The sequence below is a fragment of the Acidihalobacter prosperus genome (assembly GCF_000754095.2).
GTDB classification, from domain to species: Bacteria; Pseudomonadota; Gammaproteobacteria; order DSM-5130; family Acidihalobacteraceae; genus Acidihalobacter; species Acidihalobacter prosperus.
Window position 1 is genome coordinate 476,139 of sequence record NZ_JQSG02000006.1, and the last position, 20,505, is coordinate 496,643.

A 20,505-nucleotide genomic window follows, 5' to 3' on the forward strand; every position below is an offset into this window, starting at 1 on the left:
AAGTATCATGCGGGGCTCGCCTGATGCGCGGGCGAGCCGGCATCCGCCTGATGCGAACGGGCCAGCAGCATGTACAGTGCCGGCACCACGAACAAGGTGAACAGGGTGCCGATCAGCATCCCTGTGAAAATCACGAGGCCGAGATCGAAACGGCTGACGGCGCCGGGTCCGCCGGCCAGCATCAGCGGCACCACGCCGACCACCATTGCCGCCGTGGTCATCAGAATCGGGCGCAGCCGGATGGCCGCCGCGCGCTCCACCGCCGCGCGCTTGTCCAGACCTTCGGCCTGCTGCAGCTCGTTGGCGAAGCGCACGATCAGGATGCCGTGCTTGCTGATCAGGCCGATCAGGGTTATCAGACCGATCTGGGTGTAAATGTTCACCGAGGCGAGCCCGAGGTAAATGAAGATCAGCGCCCCGCAAATCGACATCGGCACCGTGACCAGGATGGTGACGGGATCGCGGAAACTCTCGAACAGCGCGGCGAGCACCAGATAGATCAGCACGATCGAGAAAAAGAAGGTATACAGCAGTGCGTTGCCTTCCTCGACATATTGCCGCGACTCGCCGGCATAGCTGACGCCGTAATCCGCCGGCATCAGGCGCTTGGCCTCGTTGCGCAGATAGTCCAGGCCGGCGGAAATCGGCTGTCCCGGGCGCATGACGGCGCCGATCGTCGCCGCGTTGAGCTGCTGGAACTGGTTCAGCGCGGACGGCTCCACTTCGCCCTTGAGACTGACCACGGCGGACAACGGCACCATGGTGCCGTCGGCGCTGCGCACATAATACGACTTGAGCAGATCCGGATTGGCGCGCAGGCGGTCGGCGACCTGCGGGATCACCTCGTAACTACGGCCTTCGATGCTGAAGCGTTGCACGTAGTTCCCGCCGAGCAGGCTGGTCAGCGCGCCGCCGATATCCTGCATGCTCAGGCCAAGCGACGCCGCCTTGGCGCGGTCGACCACCACGTCTACGCGCGGCCGGCGAATCTTGAGGTCGTTGTCGACGTAGGCGAACAGGCCGGAGGCCTGCGCCTTCTGCTCCAGCGCGCGCGCCACTTCGTCGAGCGCGCGGTAATCGGCGGTGGTCGTGATCACGAACTGCACCGGCAGACCCTGGCCGGCACCGGGCAGGGAAGGCTGCGGGAAAACCACCGTACGCAAGCCGGCCACGCCGGCAACCTCGCGTTGCAGTCGCGGCATGTAGCTCATGATGGTCGTGCCGCGCTCGCTCCAGGGCTTGAACGCCAGTCCCGCGATGGTGTTGTTCACGCCCCCCATGCCGTTGACCACGAAATAGCGGTCGGCGTCCGGGAAGTTCGAAAAAATCTTGTAGAACTGATTCGCGTAGGCCTCCATGTATTGCGGCGTGGCGTCCTGCGGGCCGTTGGCGCTCATGAACAGGATGCCCTGGTCCTCGGTCGGCGCCAGCTCGTGTTTGGCGCCGGCATAGAGCAAACCGATGCTGGCCAGCACCACCAGCGCCATCAGATAGGTCACAGGCCGATAATCCAGCGTACGCCCGAGGCGTCGCTGATAGGCGCTCTGCAGCCAGCCGAACAGGTGGTCCAGCCGTGCCGCGAAACCGCGCTTGTCCTGCGCCCCGGCGAACAGGCGCGCGCTCATCATCGGCGACAGTGTCAGCGCCACGATGCCGGAAATGAACACCGCAGCGGCCAGGGTGAAGGCAAATTCGGAAAACAGGCTGCCGGTGAGACCGCCGACCAGCCCGATGGGCGCGAACACCGCGATCAGGGTGAAGCTCATGGCCATGATCGGTCCGGCCAGCTCGCGCGCGCCAAGGATCGCCGCCTGGGTGGCGCGCATGCCGGACTCCATGTGCCGGTGGATGTTCTCCACCACGATGATGGCATCGTCCACAACCAGACCGATGGCCAGCACCATCGCCAACAGGGTGAGCAGGTTGAGCGAGTAGCCCAGCCACAGCATGATTGCTGCCGCGCCGATCATCGAAAGTGGAATCGTGATCGCCGGCACCAGCACCGCACGCAGACTGCCGAGGAACAGAAAGATCACCGCCACCACGATGAGCAGCGCCTCGCCGATGGTCTTGATCACCTCGCGGATCGCGTCGCTGATGTAGGTCGACGAGTCGTAGACGATGCGCGCCTTGAGCGCCGAAGGCAGTTGCGCCTGGATGCCGGGCATCGCCTTGCGCACGCCGGTGGCGACGTCCAGCGGGTTGGCCGACGGCGTCGGCTCGATACCGATGAAGGTCGCGCGCAGGCCGTTGAAGGAAACATTGGAATCGTAGGACTGGGCACCCAGTTCGACGCGCGCCACCTGCCCGAGGCGAATCAGTGCGCCGTCGGCACGCTTGACCACCAGTTCGCGGAATTGCGCCGGCGTATGCAGATCCGTCCTGGCATTGAGATCCACCTGCACGAAATCGCCGCGCGTACCGCCGACGGCGGCAAGATAGTTGTTGGCCTGCAGCGCAGCCACCACGTCCTGCGGGGTCAGGCCGTAGGCCGCCAGCTTGTCGGGTTCGAGCCAGATGCGCATGGCGTAGGTCTTGCCGCCGAGAATCTGCGCCTGCGCCACGCCCTCGATGCCCTGCAGCTTCGGCTGCACTACGCGGGTGAGGTAATCGGTAACCTGCTGCGGCGTCATCTCGGTGCTGTAGAAGGCCAGATACATCAGCGCCGTACCGCGCCCGGTGCCCTTCTGGATCACCGGCTGCTGACTGCCCGCGGGCAACTGATTGCTCACCTGCGCCACCTTGGACATGATCTCGGTCAACGCCGTGTTCGGATCGTAGCCCAGTCGCATGTTCACCGAGATCACGCTCAGGCCCGGCGTGCTTTTCGAGCTGACGTAGTCGATGCCCTCGGCGCTGGCGACCGCCTGCTGGATCGGCGTGGTGATGAAACCCTTGACCAGATCGGCGCTCGCACCCGGATAGGCCGTGGTGATGGTGATGACCGTGGTTTCGATTCGCGGGTACTCGCGCAGCGGCAGGTCGAACAGGGCGCGCAGGCCCACCACCAGGATCAGCAGACTGAGCACCGTCGCCAACACCGGGCGTTCGATGAAGATATCGGTGAGTTTCATGGCGCGACGCTCCCCTGCGGCTGCACGGTGTTGTCGATCACCACGCGGCTGCCGTTGCGCAGCTTCATCTGTCCCGCGCTCACCACCTGTTCGCCGGCCTTGAGGCCGGTGCTCACGGTCACCCAGCCGTCGCGGGATTCGCCGGTGCGCACGTAGGTGCGCGTCACCGTGAGCCGCGGCTTGCCCTTGTCGTCCTTGCCCGCCTCACGGATCACGAACACCGAATCGCCGTACGGGTTGTAATCGATCGCGCTCGCCGGCACCGCAATCAGATGCTGCTGTCCGGGCAGCTCGAAGCGCCCCTGCACGAACAGCCCGGGACGCAGCAGACGATCTGCGTTCGGCACCTCGACGCGCACACGCACGCTGCGCGACTGCGCACTCACCGCGGGGTCGATGGCCTTGATGCTGCCGGTGAAGTCCCGCAGCGGATACGCATCCACCGACAAGCGCACCGTCTGTCCGACGGCGAGCCTGGGCAGCTCCTGCTGCGGCAGGGTGAAATCGGCGTAGATCGGATTGAGGGACTGCAACGTGGCGACCGCCGCGCCCTTGGCCAGGAAACGGCCGACGTCGACGTCGCGAATGCCCAGCACGCCATCGAACGGCGCCCTGATCTGCTTTTTCTCGATCATGGCCCGGGTCTGCTCCACCTGGGCCTGCGCCTGGCGGTACTGGGCCTGCGCCGTGTCGAAGGCCGTTTGCGAGGTGGCCCGCTGCGCCAACAACCGGCGCTCGCGCTCGTAGTTGAGGCGCGCCAGCGCCAGCGCCGCCTGATTGCCCTTGAGCATGGCGCGATCGAGGCTGTCATCCAGCCTTACCAGCAGCTGGCCGCGCTTGACCGCGTCGCCCGACGCAAAGTCGACCTCGGTCACCAGCCCCTCGGCATCCGTGGCCACGGCCACCTGATGCACCGCGACCAAACCACCCACAGCCGCAACCTCCGGCTGCCATGTGACCTCGCGCACCTCGGCGCTCGCCACCGTTTGCGGCGGCGGCTGGAAATTTGCGAAATACTGATTGATGAAATGCTGCCTGACCGCCCCCCAACCGAACACGCCGCCGAACACCAGTGCCAGCGCCATCACCATCAAAAACAAGCGCTTCTTCATGACCACCCTCCCCTTTGAGGTCGACCGGCGAAGTGCCGGCGCCCCGAGCCCATACCCGGGGTGCGGCGCTGATCGTGCCGCCCCGGCCGTTTGTGCCGCGTGTCGTCACCGCGCGTCCGGCACCGCCCCCGTGCCGGTACCCGAGGCGCTCATTTCCTCGACCAGTCGCTGCAGGTGGGCGATGGCCACCCGATAGAACGCCGCCATCTCCTCAAGCCGCTGGCGGCGCGCGGGATCGTCATCAGAGGATAGCGCCCCCAGTGCATCCTGAACGATCGCATACATCTGCCGCTTGCGTTCGAGATAGCCGCTGATCAGGCGCGCGTAGGGCGATTCCGCGAGCTGGTAGTAGTCCTGGCGGTCGCCGGGCCGGCTGACGCGCTCGATCACGCCCAGAGACGAAAGAATCCGCGCATTGGTGCAGACGCTGGCCCGGCTGACCTGCAGCCGCTCGGACAGTTCGGAAAAGCTCACCGGGCCGCCGTTGAGCACCATGAAGCCGAGCATGCGGCCGGCGATGCGCGGCAGGCCGTCCGACTCGATGGAAAGCCCCACGCGTTCTATGAAGCATTCGAGGGCGGAAATTTCGGGATGTGCGCTCATGAGGCAATTCTAAACGTTTCGTTTGTTTTGTAAACACTGAACAACATAAACGCACACGGACGGATCGAACCATCGACCTCAGGGCCGGCGCGCGAGCCAGTTGGCGAGCGAGGCGAGCTGCGCGGTCAGGACGTCGAGCGGGAAGGCCGCGTTGGCCGGGCTGGGGTTCGGCGTCACCCAGACCGGCACGCCGTCGAGCGTCTGCGACTGCAGACCCCATACGGCGGCGGGCGCCTCGCCACTGGTGTAACGCAGATACTGCGACCAGGGCGTACGCCCCTGAAACCAGATCGCGCGCGGCGCCAGTCCGTGCAGGCGCATGCGCAGTGCCGATGCGCCCGCGCGGTAGTCGGCGGCGCGCAGCTGGGCCACCCCGGGCGTGGACCGCTTGACCAGATCGGTGAAGCCGATGCGGTGCGCCTCGAACAGGCGACGCATCGAGTCCGGGCTGGGCGAGAGCGTTTCGTCGATCAGGCCGGAGGCGTTGAGCATCGGCCAGAAGCGGTTGCGGGGATGCGCGAAATAGACCTGCGCGGCGACGGACGCGGGAGAGGGATTGAGTCCCACCGAGATCAAGCGCAACCCCGGCGCGAGCAGATCGGGCAGGGTCTCCGGCGGGATCAGCGACTCACGCGGATCCACAGCACCTCGCCGTCGCGTGCGATCGGGCGTTTGGGGATCAGGTAGTCGGCACGGTACACCACGCCGAGAAAGAAGCGATTGAGGGTGAAGGCCCAGCGCGCGTCCAGCGCCGTGGTTGCGCTGGCCACCTGGCCGCGGAAGCCGATGCGGCGGGCATGACGCAGCACCTTGAGCCCGGCCAGCTCCGTCTCCATGGAGATGTCGGTGACCACCGCATCGTAACGCTCACGCCCGGCATCGAGCATGGCCATGCCTTCCGCTGCGGTGCGGGCGCGCTCGCAGGTCGCGCCGCGTGCGGCAAGGTCCGCCGTCAGTCGCTCGGCGTAGAAATCATTGTCGTCGACCACCAGCACGTGCCTGAAAGCGGGCGATTCGCCCACCGCCAGCCCGTGCCAGCGCCGGATGGGCGTGGTGGACATGCCTGCCTCTGCGCCGAAGGGCGCGCCTGTAAGCAGCCGGCTTTGTACCTGCCGCCGGCGACGCTGTCAAACCGAGTCCTTCATGCATCTGCCGCAGATACGTAGCGCGCAACCTGATAGGCTATTTTCCCGACGCCCTCCACCACGCGCGAGAAACATGAAACGAGGCAGCCAAGAAGACGGCCGTATTCTGATGCCCTGGGAACGCGCGCTGGACCGCGTGCTCACCCCGTTCGAAGAATTCATCCACCATCAGACCACCGGCGGCATCCTGCTGCTGAGCGCGGCGCTACTGGCCCTGCTAATCGCCAACTCGCCGCTGGGACCAGCCTATCAGCATCTGCTGCACGCCAAGCTCGCCCTGCGCTTCGACGGCTGGGTGCTGTCGCTTAGCCTGCATCACTGGATCAACGACGGCCTGATGACCTTCTTTTTTTTCCTGGTCGGACTCGAAATCAAGCGCGAGCTGCTGGTCGGTGAACTGTCCGACCTGCGCCAGGCCGCCATGCCCGCCATCGCCGCGGTCGGTGGCATGTTGGTGCCCGCCGGGCTGTACATGCTGACCGTTCACGATCCGCTCGGCGCGCGCGGCTGGGGCATTCCGATGGCCACCGACATCGCCTTCGCGGTCAGCGCCCTGGTGATACTCGGGCGACGCATCCCCGCGGGACTGATCACCTTCCTGGTCGCGCTCGCCATCGTCGACGACCTCGGCGCGGTGGTCGTCATCGCCGTGTTCTACACCGAAAACCTCGACCTGATCCCGCTGGCCGCGGCGGGTGGCCTGCTGTTGCTCCTGATCGTCTTCAACCTCGGCGGCATCCGCCATCCGCTGCCGTATTTCCTGGTCGGCGTGCTGATGTGGCTGGCCATGCTGCAGTCGGGCATCCATGCCACCATCGCCGGCGTGCTGCTCGCACTCACCATCCCCTCGCGCCCGAAATACGACCCGCAGGGTTTTTTACTCAGCATCGACAAACTCATGGACCGCTTCCGCACCCACGATCGCGGCGACGGCAACATCCTGGCCAATCAGCGCCAGTTCTCCATACTGCAGGCCGTCGAGCAGCGCGCGCAGAGCGCCGCCACGCCGCTGCAGCGCATGGAGCACGCGCTGCACCACCCCGTCGGCCTGATCGTGATGCCGCTGTTCGCGCTGGCCAACGCCGGCATCCCGCTCGGCCTCGGCGAGCTGCACCTGGCGCTCGGCTCGCCCATCCTGCTCGGCGTCGCCGCCGGGCTGGTGCTCGGCAAGCTGGCCGGCGTATTCCTGTTCACCTGGCTGGCCGTGCGGCTTGGCGTCGGCCATCTACCCACCGGTACCGACTTCCGCCACATCGTCGGCATCGGGCTGCTGGCCGGCATCGGCTTCACCATGTCCATTTTCATCACCGAGCTTGCCTTCACCGGTCACGAACAGGCGCTGACATTCGCCAAATCCGGCATTCTTCTGGCCTCGCTCGTGGCCGGCATCGGCGGCTATCTCTGGCTGCGTTTCGCCATCCCGAAACCGGCCGCCACCACAAGCCCGACGACCTGAACCGCCCAGCAGAGGAGCTGTCATGGCACGCACCCCCTCCACCATGCTCGAACTCGGCACGCCGGCCCCGCGCTTCAATCTGCCGGAACCGGCCGCCGACCGCGACGTCACCATAGACGACTTCGCCGACGCGCGCGGTCTGCTCGTCGTCTTCCTGAGCAATCACTGCCCCTATGTGCACCGCATCCGCGAGGCGCTCGCGGACTTTGCGCGCGAATACGCGGCGCACGGGATCGCCACCGTCGGCATCAACGCCAACGACGCCAGCCGCTACCCCGACGACGCGCCGGAAAAGATGGTCGAGGAGGTCGAACGCTTCGGCTACGAATTTCCCTACCTGTTCGACGAACGCCAGTCCGTGGCCAAGGCCTATCAGGCCGCCTGCACACCCGATTTCTTCCTGTTCGACGGCGAGCGCGGTCTTTACTACCGCGGCCAGTTCGACGACGCCCGCCCGGGCAACGATGTGGCCGCCACCGGCCGCGACCTGCGCGCCGCATGCGACGCCCTCCTCGCCGGCGAGCCGGCACCCGCGGAACAGCTGCCCAGCCTTGGCTGCAACATCAAGTGGAAGCCCGGCAACGAGCCGGATTATTACGGCTGAGACGCGCCCCAAGCCCATCGTGAGGGGCGGTACGCCGAGGGCGGAACCGGCACGTCGCGCTCAACCCCGCGCGGCGGCCACCGCCTCGCGAATCGGCCGTACCGGACGCAGCTCGATACAGCCGACACGGGCCGGAGGAATGCCGGACGCGATGCGGATGGCCTCGTTGAGGTCCCGCGCCTCGATCAGATAAAACCCCGCAAGCTGTTCCCGCGTTTCGGCGAAAGGGCCGTCGGTCAGGATCAAGCGATCGTTCCTGACCTTCAGCGTGGTCGCCGTTTCCACCGGCTGCAACGCTTCCGAGGCAAGGCAATGCCCGCTTTCACGGATCGACGCGTCGTAGTCGACGCAGTCCCCGTCCGGCAACGCCTGCGCGCCGTGCTCGTCCAGATACACCAAACACACGTATTTCATCCCGGCTGCCTCCATCGTCTCGACGCTGCCGTCCGCGCTGTCTTCCGCCCGCACCGACTCTTCAGGCGGGACCGTCGGCGACCGACTGCCGAATGTCCTCGGGACTGACATCGCGCACGTGGGTGGCCACGGACCAGCGATGCCCGAACGGATCCTCCAGCAAGGCATAACGGTCGCCCCAGAACATATCGGCGAGCGGCATGACGATCCGGGCGCCGGCGGCAACCGCCTTGGCGACGACCGCGTCCACATCCTCGACGTACAGATGGATGGTGACCGGGGAGCCCTTGAGGGCCCTCGGGCCGAAGGAACCATATGCCGGGTATTCGTCGACCAGGAAAATGGCCGAATCCCCTATCCGCAGGTAGGCGTGCAACAGCCGGCCCTGCGGATCCGGCAGCCGCGCCATCTCCCTTGCCCCGAAAGCCTGCACGTAGAACGCGATGGCCTCGCTCGCGCCATCGCAGATCAGATGCGGCGTAACCGTGCGCATGTCGGGGGGGATGGGCCGGATGTCTGAATGCGTCATGTGGAATCTCCTCCGGTCATGAGGCACGCGGATCGCGCGCGTCTTGGCATTTTGCCTGCAGTTCGCCCTCAAGGACGCGGAAACGCTCTATCGCGTCGCCGGCTTCGAAATCATCCGATGCCATCAGCGGGCGCACTTCGATTTCGCAATCGCCGCCGTCGGTGGTCGGGTTCGGATAACGTCGGCTCCACTCGATCGCCGTCTCGCGCGAGTCGGCCTCGATCAGGGTATAGCCGGCGATCAGTTCCCGGTTTTCCGCAAAGGGACCGTCGACCACGCAGCACTCCCCACCTGCATAACGCACGCGCCACCCCTGGCTGCTGGGCTGTAGGCCGCTGGCGTCGAGCAGCATGCCCGCCTGGGCGAGCGCCTCGTGATATTCGGCCATTCGCGCGATCAGCGCCTCGCCGGGCATACGGCCTTCCTCGGATGCTTGCGTTGCCTTGACTATGATCATGAAGCGCATGGCTTCCTCCTTTGGTATCGATGCCCGGCCGCAAACCAGCGGACGGGCGGTCGTCAAGCGGCTCAGTCCTGCCCGTAAGCTCGTTGCAAGGCTTCCAGGTCCAGCTTTTTCATATTCATAAAGGCTGTCATCACGCGCCCCGATCTTTCGGGATCCGGATCGCGCATCATGGCGTTCATGTCGGTCGGGACGACCTGCCAGGACACGCCGTAGCGATCCTTCAGCCAGCCGCATTGCTGCGCCTGCTCGTCCCCGCCCGCCGTCAGCCTCGCCCAGTAATAATCGATCTCGGCCTGTGTCTTGCAATCGATCTGCAGCGAAATCGCTTCATTGAAGCGGAACAGCGGGCCACCGTTGAGCGCGACGAAATCCTGCCCGTCCAGCACGAACGCAACCGTCATCACCGACCCGGCAGGACGACCGTGGACCTCGCGGCCAGCGTCGCCGTAGCGGCTGACGGCTTCGATCCTGGCGTTGGGGAAAACCGAAACATAAAAGCGTGCCGCATCCTCGGCCTGATCGTCGTACCACAGGCAGGGCGTAATTCTCTGCATGATGGAAGCCCTCCAGGTGCGGGCATCGGCCAGCCCCATGCCCGCTATACCCTATGGTCGATCCGAGCAGGCGGGAATCGACAGCCGGACGAAAAAAATCGTGTCCCCTTGCCGCAGCCGCCTGCGGCCATGCGGCAGGCCTAACCCGCGAACCCATAGCGTGAACAGACCCTAATCCGTGGATGGCAGCGCCGCCAGCCGGCTTTCGAGAAAACGGCGCTCGGGTGCCTGTCGGGCAAGCGCGAGCGCCCGCTCATAGGCCATCCGCGCCCGCTCGAAACGGCCCAGGCGGCGCAACAGGTCGGCGCGTGCGGCATGCGCAAGGTGGTAATCCTGCAACTCGCCACGCGCCAGAAGGGCATCGATCAGGGCCAGGCCTGCATCGGGGCCGTCGCGCATGGCGATGGCGACGGCGCGGTTGAGGGCCACCACCGGCGATGGCTGCAAATCCAGCAAACGGTCGTAGTAGCCGACGATACTCGCCCAGTCGGTCGCGGCAGCGTCGTGCGCGCTGGCGTGCACGGCCGCGATGGCGGCCTGCAGCAGATAGGGCCCCGGGCACCCCTCCGACAGCGCGCCGGACACCAGTGCGAGACCTTCCGCGATGGCCGCCCCGTCCCAGCGCGCGCGATCCTGTTGCGCCAGCAGGATCAATTTGCCCGTCGGGCCGGTACGCGCCAGGCGACGCGATTCGTGCAGTAGCATCAGCGCCAGCAGGCCTCTGGCCTCGACGACCGGGAGCAGGCTCACCAGCAGCCGCGCAACCCGGATCGCCTCGCCGGAAAGATCGGCGCGTGTCAGCGCCTCGCCCGACGACGCGGCATAGCCCTCGTTGAAGACCAGGTAGATCACCCGCAACACGCTTTCGAGCCGCTCCGGCAACGCCTCCGCGGACGGAACCTGGTATGGAATCCGCGCATCCCGAATCTTTGCCTTGGCGCGCACGATCCGCTGCGCCAGTGTCGACGTAGACACGAGGAAGGCCCTGGCGATCTCCTCCGTCGTCAGTCCGCAAACCTCGCGCAGGGTCAAAGCCACCTGCGCATCCGGCGCCAGCGCCGGGTGGCAGCAGGTGAAAATCAGCCGCAGACGGTCGTCCTCGATATCCTCGTCCGCCAGCAGCGCCGGGTCTGCCGATTCGTCGCAGGGCGGTTCCGGCAGCCGGTCGAGTGCGGTGTAGCGCGCTTCCCGCCGCATGCGGTCGATCGCCCTGAAGCGTCCCGCAGAGATCAGCCAGGCGCGCGGATGCGCAGGCATGCCGTCGCTTGGCCACTGTTCCAGCGCCGCACGGAAGGCGTCGTGCAAGGCTTCTTCGGCGAGCACGAAATCGCCGCCGAGCAGCCGGATCAGGCTTGCGAAAATGCGGCGCGACTCGGCGCGATAAAGCACCTCGAGCGACTGCCGCAGCGCCGCCACGTCCTGCTCCTGCACTCACCTGCCCTCCATGCTTCGCGTCAGCCCGGCACCCGTGATCCTCGACCACCGCGACACACGCCGTGCCACCCCGGCCCCAGAACTTATACGCCAGCACCGACGGCGGCGCGACCTGCCAGCGGACGAAAGCCAGCGCCCACGGCGGCCGCGCTTCAGGGCAGGCGACGCCAGGCCCAGAGCGCCACGGCGATCTGCAGCGATCCGCCGAGCGACATGGCGAGGGTCAGGCCGCGGACGTTCGGGTGGAACAGGGCGTACAGCGTGCCGAGGAGGGCGATGCCGAGCGTGGCGCCGGCCATCCGCGCGACGTTGACGAGGGCGGCCGCGCTGCCGGAGTGGCGTGGCTCGACCGCGCCGACGGCCGCGCCCATGAGCGGTCCGGTCGCCAGCCCCATGCCGAGACCGGCCAGCACCAGCCCTGCCTGCGACGCCGCAAGCGTACCGTCGACGACGCTGCCGGCGACCACGAGCAGGCCGACCCCGATCATGCCTAAACCGCCGCCGATTACGCTGCCCAGCCCCAGCCTGCGCGTGAGATGTCCCGAAAACGGCGAGCCGAGGGCAAACACGAGCGCCATCGGCATCAGCGCGAAACCGGCGCCGGCAGGCCCCAGCGTGCCAGCGGTCTGCCAGTACAAGGGCAGCAGAAACACGGCGCCGTACATGCCGAAGGTCATGGCGGCGGTGGCCGCCATCGCGCCCTGAAAGACCGGCTGGCGAAATAACGGCAACGGCACCATGGCGGCATTGCCATGACGGCTTTCGACCCGCACGAACAGCGTGCCCGCAATCGCCGCGATCGCCAGCGCCATGGCGGACAGGATCGGCGCGCGCTGCAGCTCGATGCCGGCCAACGCCAGTGCGCCCAGGCTCAGGGCGCCGAACACCTGGCCGCCTACGTCGAAATGGCGACCCTCGCGATGTGCCGACTCGGGGATCGTACCCAGAGCCAGTGCGGCGGCCAGGAGCGCGAACGGCAGAGCCAGGACAAACACGCTGCGCCAGCCGAAGGCATCGACGAGCAACCCGCCGGTTACCGGCCCGATGGCGAAGGCGAGCCCGTTGCAGGCCGCCCAGATGCCGAGCACCCGCGCCCGTCGCTCGGCATCCGGCCACAGCACGCGTATGAGCGCGAGCGAAGCCGGCATCAGGCATGCGGCCCCCAGGCCGGCGAGCACGCGTCCGGCCAGCAGCGCGTCGATGTCGGGCGCGAGCGCGCAGAGGATCGAGGCGACGGCGAACACGGCTGCGCCGGCGACGAACACGCGGCGCCGGCCGAACAGATCGGCCAGCAGGCCGCCGCTGAGCAGCAGGGCGGCGTAGACGAGGTTGTAGGCGTCGACCACCCATTGCAGAGTCGCTACCGGGACGCGGAAATAATGCCCGATGGGCTGCACCGCCAGATTCGTCACCGAGGTGTCTATCTGTGCGATGAGCACGGCGGCGCACAGTGCGGTCAGTAGGGCGATTTCGCGTGCGGGCGCGGTGCGATTCGTCGAGGTATTCATGGCTGAGAGGCTGTCGTTGGACATGGTCGACCTGCATGGGCTGCATGAATAGGGCGGCCGCGGGGGATCGCCCCCACGGCCGCGACGCGAAGCATTACTTGGGCGCGTGCACGCCAACCCGGTTGCCTTCCGAATCGATGAAGATGCCGATGTAGCCGATGTCTTCGCTGACCAGGGTCTTTTGCAAGACCACGCTGCCGCCCGCGGCTTCGACGCGTCCGAGCACGGCGTCGACGTCCGGTGTGGCGTCGAGGTAGATCAGCGTGCCGTCGCTGCCGGGCTTGAGGGCAGCCATCTGCGTGACCGCGCCGGAGGTGGCCGGCATCTCGTAGGGGAAGATGCCGAACCGGGCGCCCCCCATTTCCTCGCGGCGAAGCGTGGTCTGCATGACGGTCTCGTAAAAGCGCACGGCGCGCTCGAAATCGACGGCGGGTATCTCGAACCAGTTGATGACGCGTTTCATCTCCAAATCCTCCTGAGTGGCTTGCGGGTTACCGGCTCGGTTGCCGGCAAAACCAGCCTAAGCCCCCGAAGCTGCCAGCGTTTTGTCAGGAGATGGGGTGATTTTCTGCGTGTGCGCGACACTCCTGACACACCCTTGTCAGGAGGGTGGGCTAAGCTTGGGACATGAGACGTGCCGACCGACTGTTCAAGATCGTCCTGCTGCTCGGCCGCGGGCGGGTGGTGACCGCGCGCCGCATGGCGGAGGAACTGGAGGTTTCGGAGCGCACGATCTACCGCGACGTCGCCGACCTGATCTCGGCGGGCGCGCCCATCGACGGCGAGGCCGGCGTGGGCTACCGCATGCGCGCCGGCTATCAGGTGCCGCCGCTGATGTTTGACGGCGATGAACTGGAGGCGCTGGCCCTGGGGGCGGCCATGGTGCGCGCCTGGGCCGACCCCGAACTCGCGAAGGCGGCGGATCGCGTGCAGGCGAAGATCGACGCGGTGCTGCCGAATCATCTACGCGGGCGCTGGGACCGCGAAACCCTGCTCGCGCCGGACTTTTTCATCGCGCCGGAGACGGTGACCGGCATGGCGGAATTGCGCCGCGCGATCGACCGGCGACTGATGGTGCATCTCGCCTACCGGCGTGACGGCGGCGAATCGACTGAGCGGGTCGTGTGGCCCCTGGGGCTGGCGTTCTGGGGGCTGAAGTGGACGCTGGGTACCTGGTGCGAGCTGCGCGGGGATTTCCGCACCTTCCGTCTCGACCGCATTCAGGGGCTGCACGTGCTGCCCTCGCAGTTTCCCGATCTGTACGGCCGCCGCTTCGAGGACTACATCGCCGACGCGCGCGAACGGCGGCCGGCGTCGGGCGATTGAGGCACGCCGCCGCTAGCTCGCGTCATGAAAAATGATACCGAGCGCATGACGCCGGCCGTTGCGCACGCGGCTGACGCCATGGCGCATGTTGACCCGATGATCGCCGCGCGCCCCGCGCGCCGGGCGGTAACGGACCGCGAACACGGCGGCATCGCCCTGGCGCAGCGGAACCACCTCCGCACGGCTTTGCTGGCGCGGACGCTGCTCGCTCAGCACGAGCTCGCCGCCGCCGAAATCGCTGCCTGGCTCGGACAGCAGCACCACCGCCTGCAGCGGAAATACGAGATCGCCGTAGACATCTTGATGCAGGCAATTGAAATCGTCGGCACCGTAGCGAAGGAGTAGCGGCGTCGGTCGCGCCTGTCCGACCTCGCGGCAGTCGCGGAGGAACGCCTCGTGCAACGGCGGATAGCGGCGTTCGACGCCCAGCCGTCCGTTCCAGACATTGGCCATCGCGTACAGGCGCGCGTAGAGCGCCGTCCGCAGTGTCGCGACGACATGCGGCAGCGGATAGCCGAAATAGCGATATTCGCCCCGCCCGAAGCCGTGCCCCGCCATGTGGACACGGCTGCGAAAATGCACGGGTTCATCGTACATCTCCGCCAATGTCAGGCAGTCCTCGCGCGGCAGCAAGCCCTCCAGGATCGCGTATCCCCGCGCATCGAGCGCCGCATCCAACGCCGGCCAGTCGTATGCGTCCACGCGTGCCGACAGACCGCCTGCGTGCGTCCGTGCGTTCATGCCCCCGATTCGCTGTCGAGCAGCGCGCGCTTGCGCTCGATGCCCCAGGCATACCCCGAGATCGATCCGTCTCGGCGCACCACCCGATGGCACGGGATGGCGACCGCGAGCGGGTTCGCCGCGCAGGCACCGGCCACCGCCCGCACCGAGGCTGGTCTGCCGATCCGCTGCGCGATCTCGCTGTAGCTGGCCGTCTGACCGGGCGGAATCGCCCGCAGGGCCTGCCAGACGCGCTGCTGAAACGCGGTACCGCGGATATCGAGCGGCAGCTCGACGCCCTGCCCCGGATGGTCGATCAATCCGACCACGCGCGCCACGAGGCCTTCATAGCCGGCATCGGCACCGATCAGATTGGCGCGCGGGAAGCGGTCCTGCAGATCGCGCAGCAGCGCCTCTGGGTCGTCGCCGATCAATATCGACACGACGCCCTGCGCACTCGACGCGACCACGAACGCGCCCAGCGAGGCCTCGCCGACGGCGAAACGGATATCCTCGTTGCCGCCACCCTTGCGATAGGTCTCGGGCGGCATGCCCAGCATGGCCCGCGCCTGTTCGTAGAAGCGGCCGCTCGAACCGAAACCGGCCGCGTAGATCGCATCCGTCACCGTGGCCGCACCCGCCAGCCCCTCGCGCACGCGGCACAGCCGCACGCCGGCCGCATAGCGCTTCGGCGTCATGCCCATCGTCGTCTTGAACAAACGGTGGAAATGGCTCGGACTGAGGCCCGCGTCCGCGGCCAGCTCGGCGAGCGTCGGCTCGCGTTCGCCGCTTTCGATCATGCGGCAGGCCCGTTCGACCAGGATCGAGCGGCGTCGTGCGCTCGACGGTCCGTCCGGGTTGCAGCGCCGGCACGGACGGAAGCCCAGTGCCCGCGCCTCCTCGGGCGTCGCATGGAAGCGCACGTTTTCGGGACGGGGGCGGCGCGACGGGCAGGATGGGCGGCAATAGACGCCCGTGGTCGCGACCGAGTACCAGAATTCTCCGTCGCCCGCGGCATCGCGCGCCAGGATGCGCACCCAGCGCGGGTCGTTTGTGGTGGCGCCGGGCGGCGCCGACGTAGGCATACGCGTCTTGGTGGTCATCACGTTTTCGTACCTCGGTGCATGAGGCAAAGATACAACCACATGCTCCGGCCTGCCTCACTCCGATTCCTGCCATCATATTCGGATCGCACACCAAGAACGGCGGCGGGACGCAACACGCCGGTACGCGGCCCAACGCGCCGAACTTTGCTGTCGCGGATATTAAGTAGTGGTCGGGCGTGACGCGGGGTGCCTTTGGCTCAACCCACACTTCCCGCCAGCTGCATGCTGGTGGCGGGAACGTCGGCACAGGGTTGCGGCGCGTGTCTGGAATCGCCCCGGCGCCATCAGCAACAGGAGTGGAACCGCCTGGATCGCACGGTCCTGAACGGTGGGGACATGCGTGACCATCGGACCGGGCCCGAGGCGGAGCGCTCAAGCGGGGAGGGATCGAATAATGGTGGCCAGGGACAGAATCGAACTGCCGACACGGGGATTTTCAGTCCCCTGCTCTACCAACTGAGCTACCTGGCCGGACGGGGTGCCGCTGATTGCCACGCGCGGGATGGCGCGGCGAGGGCGCATTAAACCGGCTCCGGGCACCCGCCGTCAAGCCCCTCAGGCGGGCGGCACATAACCCTCGGGCTTGCTCACTTCGCCGCCGAAGAGGAACTTGTCCATCTCCTCCTCCAGAAACTTGCGCGCCTTGGGGTCGACCGGGCTGAGGCGGTACTCGTTGATGAGCATGGTCTGGTGGCGCAGCCAAAGCTGCCAGGCCTCCTTGGAGATCTGCTCGTAGATCCGCTTGCCGAGTTCGCCGGGGTAGGTCGGGCGATCCAGGCCCTCGGCCTCCTTGCCCAGGTAGGCGCATTGCACCATGCGTGTCATGACGTCGTTTCCTCGTGGTGTTTGGCTATGGCCCGTCGGGCCCATCCAGCAGGGATACCACCGGTGCGGGCATGCCCCCCGGCGGCGGTTGACCGGGTTTATACCAGACCTGGACCGCGTCTTTCACCCCCGCAGTCGCGGGGCCATGCACGCGCCCGACCAGCGGATGGATATGCAGGCGGAAGTGGGTGAAGGTATGGCGTATGGGTTCGAGCGCCCGCCATTGCGTCGGCGACCGGCCGACGAGCGCGCGGGCCAGGGTGTCGGCCTCGGCCGTTCCCGCGGCCTCCGGCAGGCTCCACAGACCGCCCCAGACCCCGCTCGGCGGGCGCCGCTGCAGCAACACCGCGCCTTGGTCGTCGTGCAGCAGCAACATCCAGGTCTGCCGCTCGGGCAGGCTCTTGCGCGGTTTCGGGGCAGGCCAGTCGGTCTGCCGGCCCTCGCGCAGCGCCACGCAGTCTCCGGCCACCGGGCACGCCGCGCACCCAGGGCTGGCACGCGTGCACAGGGTCGCGCCGAGGTCCATCATCGCCTGCGCGTAGGGGCCGGCCTGCCGCGGCGGCGTTCTCCCCTCGGCCAGCGCCCACAAGCGGCGCATGACGGCGGGCGTCCCCGGCCAGCCATCCACCCCGGCATGACGCGCGAGCACGCGCTTGACGTTGCCGTCGAGTATGGTCGCCGGCTCGCCGTGAGCCAGCGCGAGAATCGCGCCGGCGGTCGACCGGCCGATGCCCGGCAGCGCGGTCAGCGCGTCCAGGTCGGGAGGCAGGCAGCCATGGCGCTCGAGCGCCAGGCGCGCGGCCCGATGGAGATTCCGTGCACGGGCGTAGTAGCCGAGACCGGTCCACAGTTCGAGCACCTCGTCCTCGCTACCCGCCGCCAACCGCTCCAGGGTCGGGAAGCGTTCCATGAAGCGATCGAAATAGCCGATGACCGTACCCACCTGGGTCTGCTGCAACATGATTTCGGAGACCCAAACGCGGTAGGGATCGGGCCTGCGCTGCCAAGGCAGATCCTTGCGCCCATGACGGCGCCACCAGGCGAGCACGCGCCGGCTGAACGAGTTTGCGGGCATGCGTTCGGTGCTCAAGATCAGAAATTGAAACCGGGGATATTGACCGGCGCGGGACGGCTCGGCCTGCGTATCGGTTCGCCGCGGGCCGCGCGTTCGAGGCGCCTGACGGTTGCCTGCAGCTGACGCCGGACCTTGGCCTCGATCAGAAACGGACCGATTACGGGTGGCACCCAGATCTTCGGTACCAAATGCGCACGCAGCACCAGCTGTGTTCGTCCGCCGGGCGCGGCAAGATAGCGCCAACGCAGGCGACCGTCGCTGAAGTCGCTGAGCGCGGGCACGGTGATACCGACGAAGCCGCCGCGATCGGGATGCAGGTCCATCACGTCGGTCAGGCTGGGACAGAAGAACAGCAGGCAGCCCTGCAGCCGGATGCGCAGTCGCCGTGCGCCTGCGGGCGCGCCGGCGAGCACGCGCACGGAGCGGGCGCCTGGCAGCAGCAGGGCCAGATCGCGCGGGCTGTCGAGCACGGCGGCCACCCGCGGTACCGGCGCATCGATCAATGCGCGCAGATCGAGGTCGAGCGCATCGGCGTAACGCACCGAAAGCCACTCGATCTCGGCCGCGCGCGCGGAGCCGGGCAGCAGCGCGCAGACCAGCGCCGCGGCCAGCATGCCAGCACAGCTGCGCGCCGCCGGACCCATCTACTTGAACAAGCCCTTCAGACCGGGCAGCGCCTTTTCGAGCTTTTGCTTGATCTGCTCGCCGGCCTTTTGCCTCTCTTGGTTCAGGCGCTGCTGCAAGGCATCCTTGGCCATCGACTTGAGATCGATTTCGTAGCCGGGATGATGCAACGGCCCCCGGATCAGCAGCGGGATCGGCGTCCCCTTGCCGTTGGCCTGGGTGAAGCGCAGCGCATAGTCGATTTCGCGCTTGAGCAGATCGACCGTCCCGCTGCCGTTGGCCGCGAAGCGGATCGCGTCGAGCTTGAGGTCGCGATTGTCGATCACTCCGTTTCCGACCTGCGCGGTCGCGGTCAGCGAGGCGAATCGGGTTTCCGCACCGGGCGGCCCGACCGGACTGCCCTGCTTGAGCTCGCGCAGCTTGATCAGCACCGACTGGATCTGATCGGCCAGCCGCGAGCGCTGCACCGATCCGTCGTGCACCGCCAGCGACAGGCTGCCGCCCAGGGCGCCCACCAGCGCCCGCTCGGAGAGGCCGCGCGTATCGAGATCGGCCTTAATGTCGGTCTTGCCGGTGAGGTAGCGGTCGCCGGCGTAATCCTTGAGCAGATCGCCGATCTGGATCCCGCCGAGCGCCGCCTTGACCGACATCGTCGGGGTAGCGCGCCGCGCGTCGAGGCTTGCCGCGCCCTTGAAGGTACCGCCGTACAGGTCGGCACTCATGTCGCTGACGCGCAGCAGACCGTCGCGTGCGCTCAGCGCCAGCTTGACCTGGCTGAGCTTAAGCTTGCGCGCGGTGAGCTTGCCGATGCTCAGGGTGCCGTCGGCATTCACGCGGCGCAGCTCGCCCAGCGGGATCGCCAGCGGCTTGTCGGACCACGGCGCGGGAGCCGCGGGCGTACCGCCACTGCCGCCCTTGGCGGGCGGCGGCGGCGGCGGAAGGTACTGGTCGGCATCGAGCTGGTCGAGCGCCAGCGCGAACGCAATGTGCGGATGCGCAAGATCGGTGACGTCGACGTTGCCGGTCAGCTGGCTGCCGTTCACGCTCAGCTTGAGGGGTTTGAGGACGATCCGCCCGCCTTTGACCAGATCCACGTCGAGACTGCCCTGCAGCGTGGTTTCGATGGCACCCTTGGGCACCGCATCGCCCTTGGCGGACAGCTTGAGGTCGATGTTGTTCAGGCGGTAGCGGGCCGCCGCCAGATCCGCGCTCAGCTGCGCGGTCATGCGACCGTCCAGGCCGAGAGCCGGTTTGCTGTTCTCGATATGGAAATCGAGCTTGATCGGCGCGCTGCGCCCTGGCGCGAGATGCCCCACACTCAGGTCGAGCGGTGCCATCACAAGGCGCCGCCCAACGAGCTTGTCGTCCAGCGTGATGCGTGCGCGCTGGACCTCGACGCCGGCGACCGCCAGCGCGAAGGGTGCACCGGCGACCACGCCGGCGGCACTGGGCTGGGCCGGCGTGGATGCCGGCGCCGGCGCCGATTTCGCCGCGGCTCCGGCGAGTCCCTGCCAGTTGGCGCTGCCATCGGCCTTGCGCACCAGATTCACGTCCAGGCCGCTTAGCACGACCCGATCGACCACCAGCTTGCGCCGCAGCAGCGGCATCAATTCGACGTCGAGATCGAGCCGGTCGATGCTTGCGAAGGGCTTCTGCGTGTCGAAGCCGGCCGGATTGCTGAGGCTCACCTTGGCGAGTCGCAGGCCGAGGCGCGGATAGATCGTGAGACTCATCTTGCCGTCGATGTTCAGCGTGCGCCCGGTCTTCTCCTTGACCAGACGCTCGATCTGAGGCTTGTAGTCGTTGGGGTTGAAGGTCATCACGAATGCGGTCAGACCGACCACCGCGAGCAGCAACACGACGACCGCCAGCAGGAACAGTCGCTTGATCCATTTCATAGGCTCGACTCCAGGCAGAGGGCGATACGGCT

General features: G+C 67.2%; 21 protein-coding genes and 1 tRNA gene. 3 read left to right on the forward strand and 19 right to left on the reverse strand.

The features are described 5' to 3' along the window. Positions 1-5: 5 nt before the first annotated feature. From THPRO_RS12955 to THPRO_RS12975, 5 genes are all read right to left on the reverse strand, one after another. Positions 6-3,074 carry an efflux RND transporter permease subunit gene (locus tag THPRO_RS12955; RefSeq protein WP_038092700.1) on the reverse strand — a complete coding sequence of 1,023 codons (3,069 nt, stop codon included), beginning with the start codon at positions 3,072-3,074 and terminating at the stop codon, positions 6-8. Next, positions 3,071-4,186 carry an efflux RND transporter periplasmic adaptor subunit gene (locus THPRO_RS12960; RefSeq protein WP_038092699.1) on the reverse strand — a complete coding sequence of 372 codons (1,116 nt, stop codon included), beginning with the start codon at positions 4,184-4,186 and terminating at the stop codon, positions 3,071-3,073. Before THPRO_RS12960 ends, THPRO_RS12955 begins: the two co-directional genes overlap by 4 nt. A 105-nt stretch (positions 4,187-4,291) precedes the next feature. Continuing rightward, positions 4,292-4,789, reverse strand: coding sequence for a GbsR/MarR family transcriptional regulator (locus THPRO_RS12965; RefSeq protein WP_065089730.1), 498 nt, complete (start codon positions 4,787-4,789; stop codon positions 4,292-4,294). 78 nt (positions 4,790-4,867) lie between these two features. Then, positions 4,868-5,431: a mismatch-specific DNA-glycosylase gene (locus THPRO_RS12970; RefSeq protein WP_201786992.1), complete on the reverse strand. Its 564-nt coding sequence runs from the start codon at positions 5,429-5,431 to the stop codon at positions 4,868-4,870. Further along, positions 5,410-5,850 carry a response regulator gene (locus THPRO_RS12975; RefSeq protein WP_052064609.1) on the reverse strand — a complete coding sequence of 147 codons (441 nt, stop codon included), beginning with the start codon at positions 5,848-5,850 and terminating at the stop codon, positions 5,410-5,412. The genes THPRO_RS12970 and THPRO_RS12975 overlap by 22 nt, the downstream gene beginning before the upstream one ends. Before the next feature lie 157 nt (positions 5,851-6,007). Between THPRO_RS12975 and nhaA the strand changes: the two genes are divergently transcribed. Together nhaA and THPRO_RS12985 are read left to right on the forward strand one after the other, a co-directional pair. Further along, entirely contained in the window at positions 6,008-7,390 is a 1,383-nt protein-coding gene (gene nhaA / locus THPRO_RS12980) for a Na+/H+ antiporter NhaA (RefSeq protein WP_038092697.1), read from the forward strand. A gap of 22 nt (positions 7,391-7,412) precedes the next feature. Beyond that, positions 7,413-7,994 (forward strand): thioredoxin family protein, encoded by a 582-nt coding sequence (locus THPRO_RS12985; RefSeq protein WP_038092694.1) that lies wholly within the window; start codon positions 7,413-7,415, stop codon positions 7,992-7,994. A gap of 60 nt (positions 7,995-8,054) precedes the next feature. Here the strand turns inward: THPRO_RS12985 and THPRO_RS12990 are convergent, their stop codons facing one another. The 7 genes from THPRO_RS12990 to THPRO_RS13020 form a co-directional block, all read right to left on the reverse strand. Further along, complete coding sequence (locus THPRO_RS12990) at positions 8,055-8,462, reverse strand: YciI family protein (RefSeq protein WP_236717317.1); 408 nt, start codon at positions 8,460-8,462, stop codon at positions 8,055-8,057. A 7-nt stretch (positions 8,463-8,469) separates the two neighbouring features. Continuing rightward, complete coding sequence (locus tag THPRO_RS12995) at positions 8,470-8,937, reverse strand: VOC family protein (protein ID WP_065089731.1); 468 nt, start codon at positions 8,935-8,937, stop codon at positions 8,470-8,472. A 16-nt stretch (positions 8,938-8,953) separates the two neighbouring features. Next, the gene (locus tag THPRO_RS13000; RefSeq protein ID WP_038092685.1) at positions 8,954-9,403 is read right to left on the reverse strand and encodes a YciI family protein; all 450 of its coding nucleotides are present in this window, start codon (positions 9,401-9,403) and stop codon (positions 8,954-8,956) included. Positions 9,404-9,465: 62 nt separating this feature from the next. Further along, entirely contained in the window at positions 9,466-9,996 is a 531-nt protein-coding gene (locus tag THPRO_RS13005; RefSeq protein WP_082954649.1) for a VOC family protein, read from the reverse strand. Between the two features lie 132 nt (positions 9,997-10,128). Then, entirely contained in the window at positions 10,129-11,388 is a 1,260-nt protein-coding gene (locus THPRO_RS13010; protein WP_236717318.1) for an RNA polymerase sigma factor, read from the reverse strand. Between the two features lie 155 nt (positions 11,389-11,543). Continuing rightward, complete coding sequence (locus tag THPRO_RS13015) at positions 11,544-12,923, reverse strand: MFS transporter (protein ID WP_201786993.1); 1,380 nt, start codon at positions 12,921-12,923, stop codon at positions 11,544-11,546. 70 nt (positions 12,924-12,993) lie between these two features. After that, positions 12,994-13,362 (reverse strand): VOC family protein, encoded by a 369-nt coding sequence (locus tag THPRO_RS13020; RefSeq protein WP_038092682.1) that lies wholly within the window; start codon positions 13,360-13,362, stop codon positions 12,994-12,996. 164 nt (positions 13,363-13,526) lie between these two features. Between THPRO_RS13020 and THPRO_RS13025 the strand changes: the two genes are divergently transcribed. Then, a complete protein-coding gene (locus THPRO_RS13025; RefSeq protein ID WP_038092678.1) occupies positions 13,527-14,225 on the forward strand; it encodes a helix-turn-helix transcriptional regulator in 699 nt (232 codons plus the stop codon). 12 nt (positions 14,226-14,237) lie between these two features. Here the strand turns inward: THPRO_RS13025 and THPRO_RS13030 are convergent, their stop codons facing one another. The 7 genes from THPRO_RS13030 to THPRO_RS13060 form a co-directional block, all read right to left on the reverse strand. Then, complete coding sequence (locus THPRO_RS13030) at positions 14,238-14,966, reverse strand: 2OG-Fe(II) oxygenase (RefSeq protein WP_038092675.1); 729 nt, start codon at positions 14,964-14,966, stop codon at positions 14,238-14,240. Then, entirely contained in the window at positions 14,963-16,048 is a 1,086-nt protein-coding gene (ada, locus tag THPRO_RS13035) for a bifunctional DNA-binding transcriptional regulator/O6-methylguanine-DNA methyltransferase Ada (RefSeq protein WP_145930861.1), read from the reverse strand. The genes THPRO_RS13030 and ada overlap by 4 nt, the downstream gene beginning before the upstream one ends. A gap of 398 nt (positions 16,049-16,446) precedes the next feature. Further along, positions 16,447-16,522: transfer RNA gene (locus tag THPRO_RS13040), tRNA-Phe, on the reverse strand. A gap of 84 nt (positions 16,523-16,606) precedes the next feature. After that, positions 16,607-16,876 (reverse strand): oxidative damage protection protein, encoded by a 270-nt coding sequence (locus THPRO_RS13045; protein WP_038092672.1) that lies wholly within the window; start codon positions 16,874-16,876, stop codon positions 16,607-16,609. Between the two features lie 25 nt (positions 16,877-16,901). Then, entirely contained in the window at positions 16,902-17,951 is a 1,050-nt protein-coding gene (gene mutY, locus THPRO_RS13050) for an A/G-specific adenine glycosylase (protein ID WP_065089874.1), read from the reverse strand. A 17-nt stretch (positions 17,952-17,968) separates the two neighbouring features. After that, positions 17,969-18,565, reverse strand: a complete 597-nt coding sequence (locus THPRO_RS13055; protein WP_161489989.1) for an SRPBCC family protein — start codon at positions 18,563-18,565, stop codon at positions 17,969-17,971. A gap of 30 nt (positions 18,566-18,595) precedes the next feature. Next, the gene (locus THPRO_RS13060; RefSeq protein ID WP_038092666.1) at positions 18,596-20,473 is read right to left on the reverse strand and encodes an AsmA family protein; all 1,878 of its coding nucleotides are present in this window, start codon (positions 20,471-20,473) and stop codon (positions 18,596-18,598) included. Between the last annotated feature and the right edge of the window lie 32 nt (positions 20,474-20,505).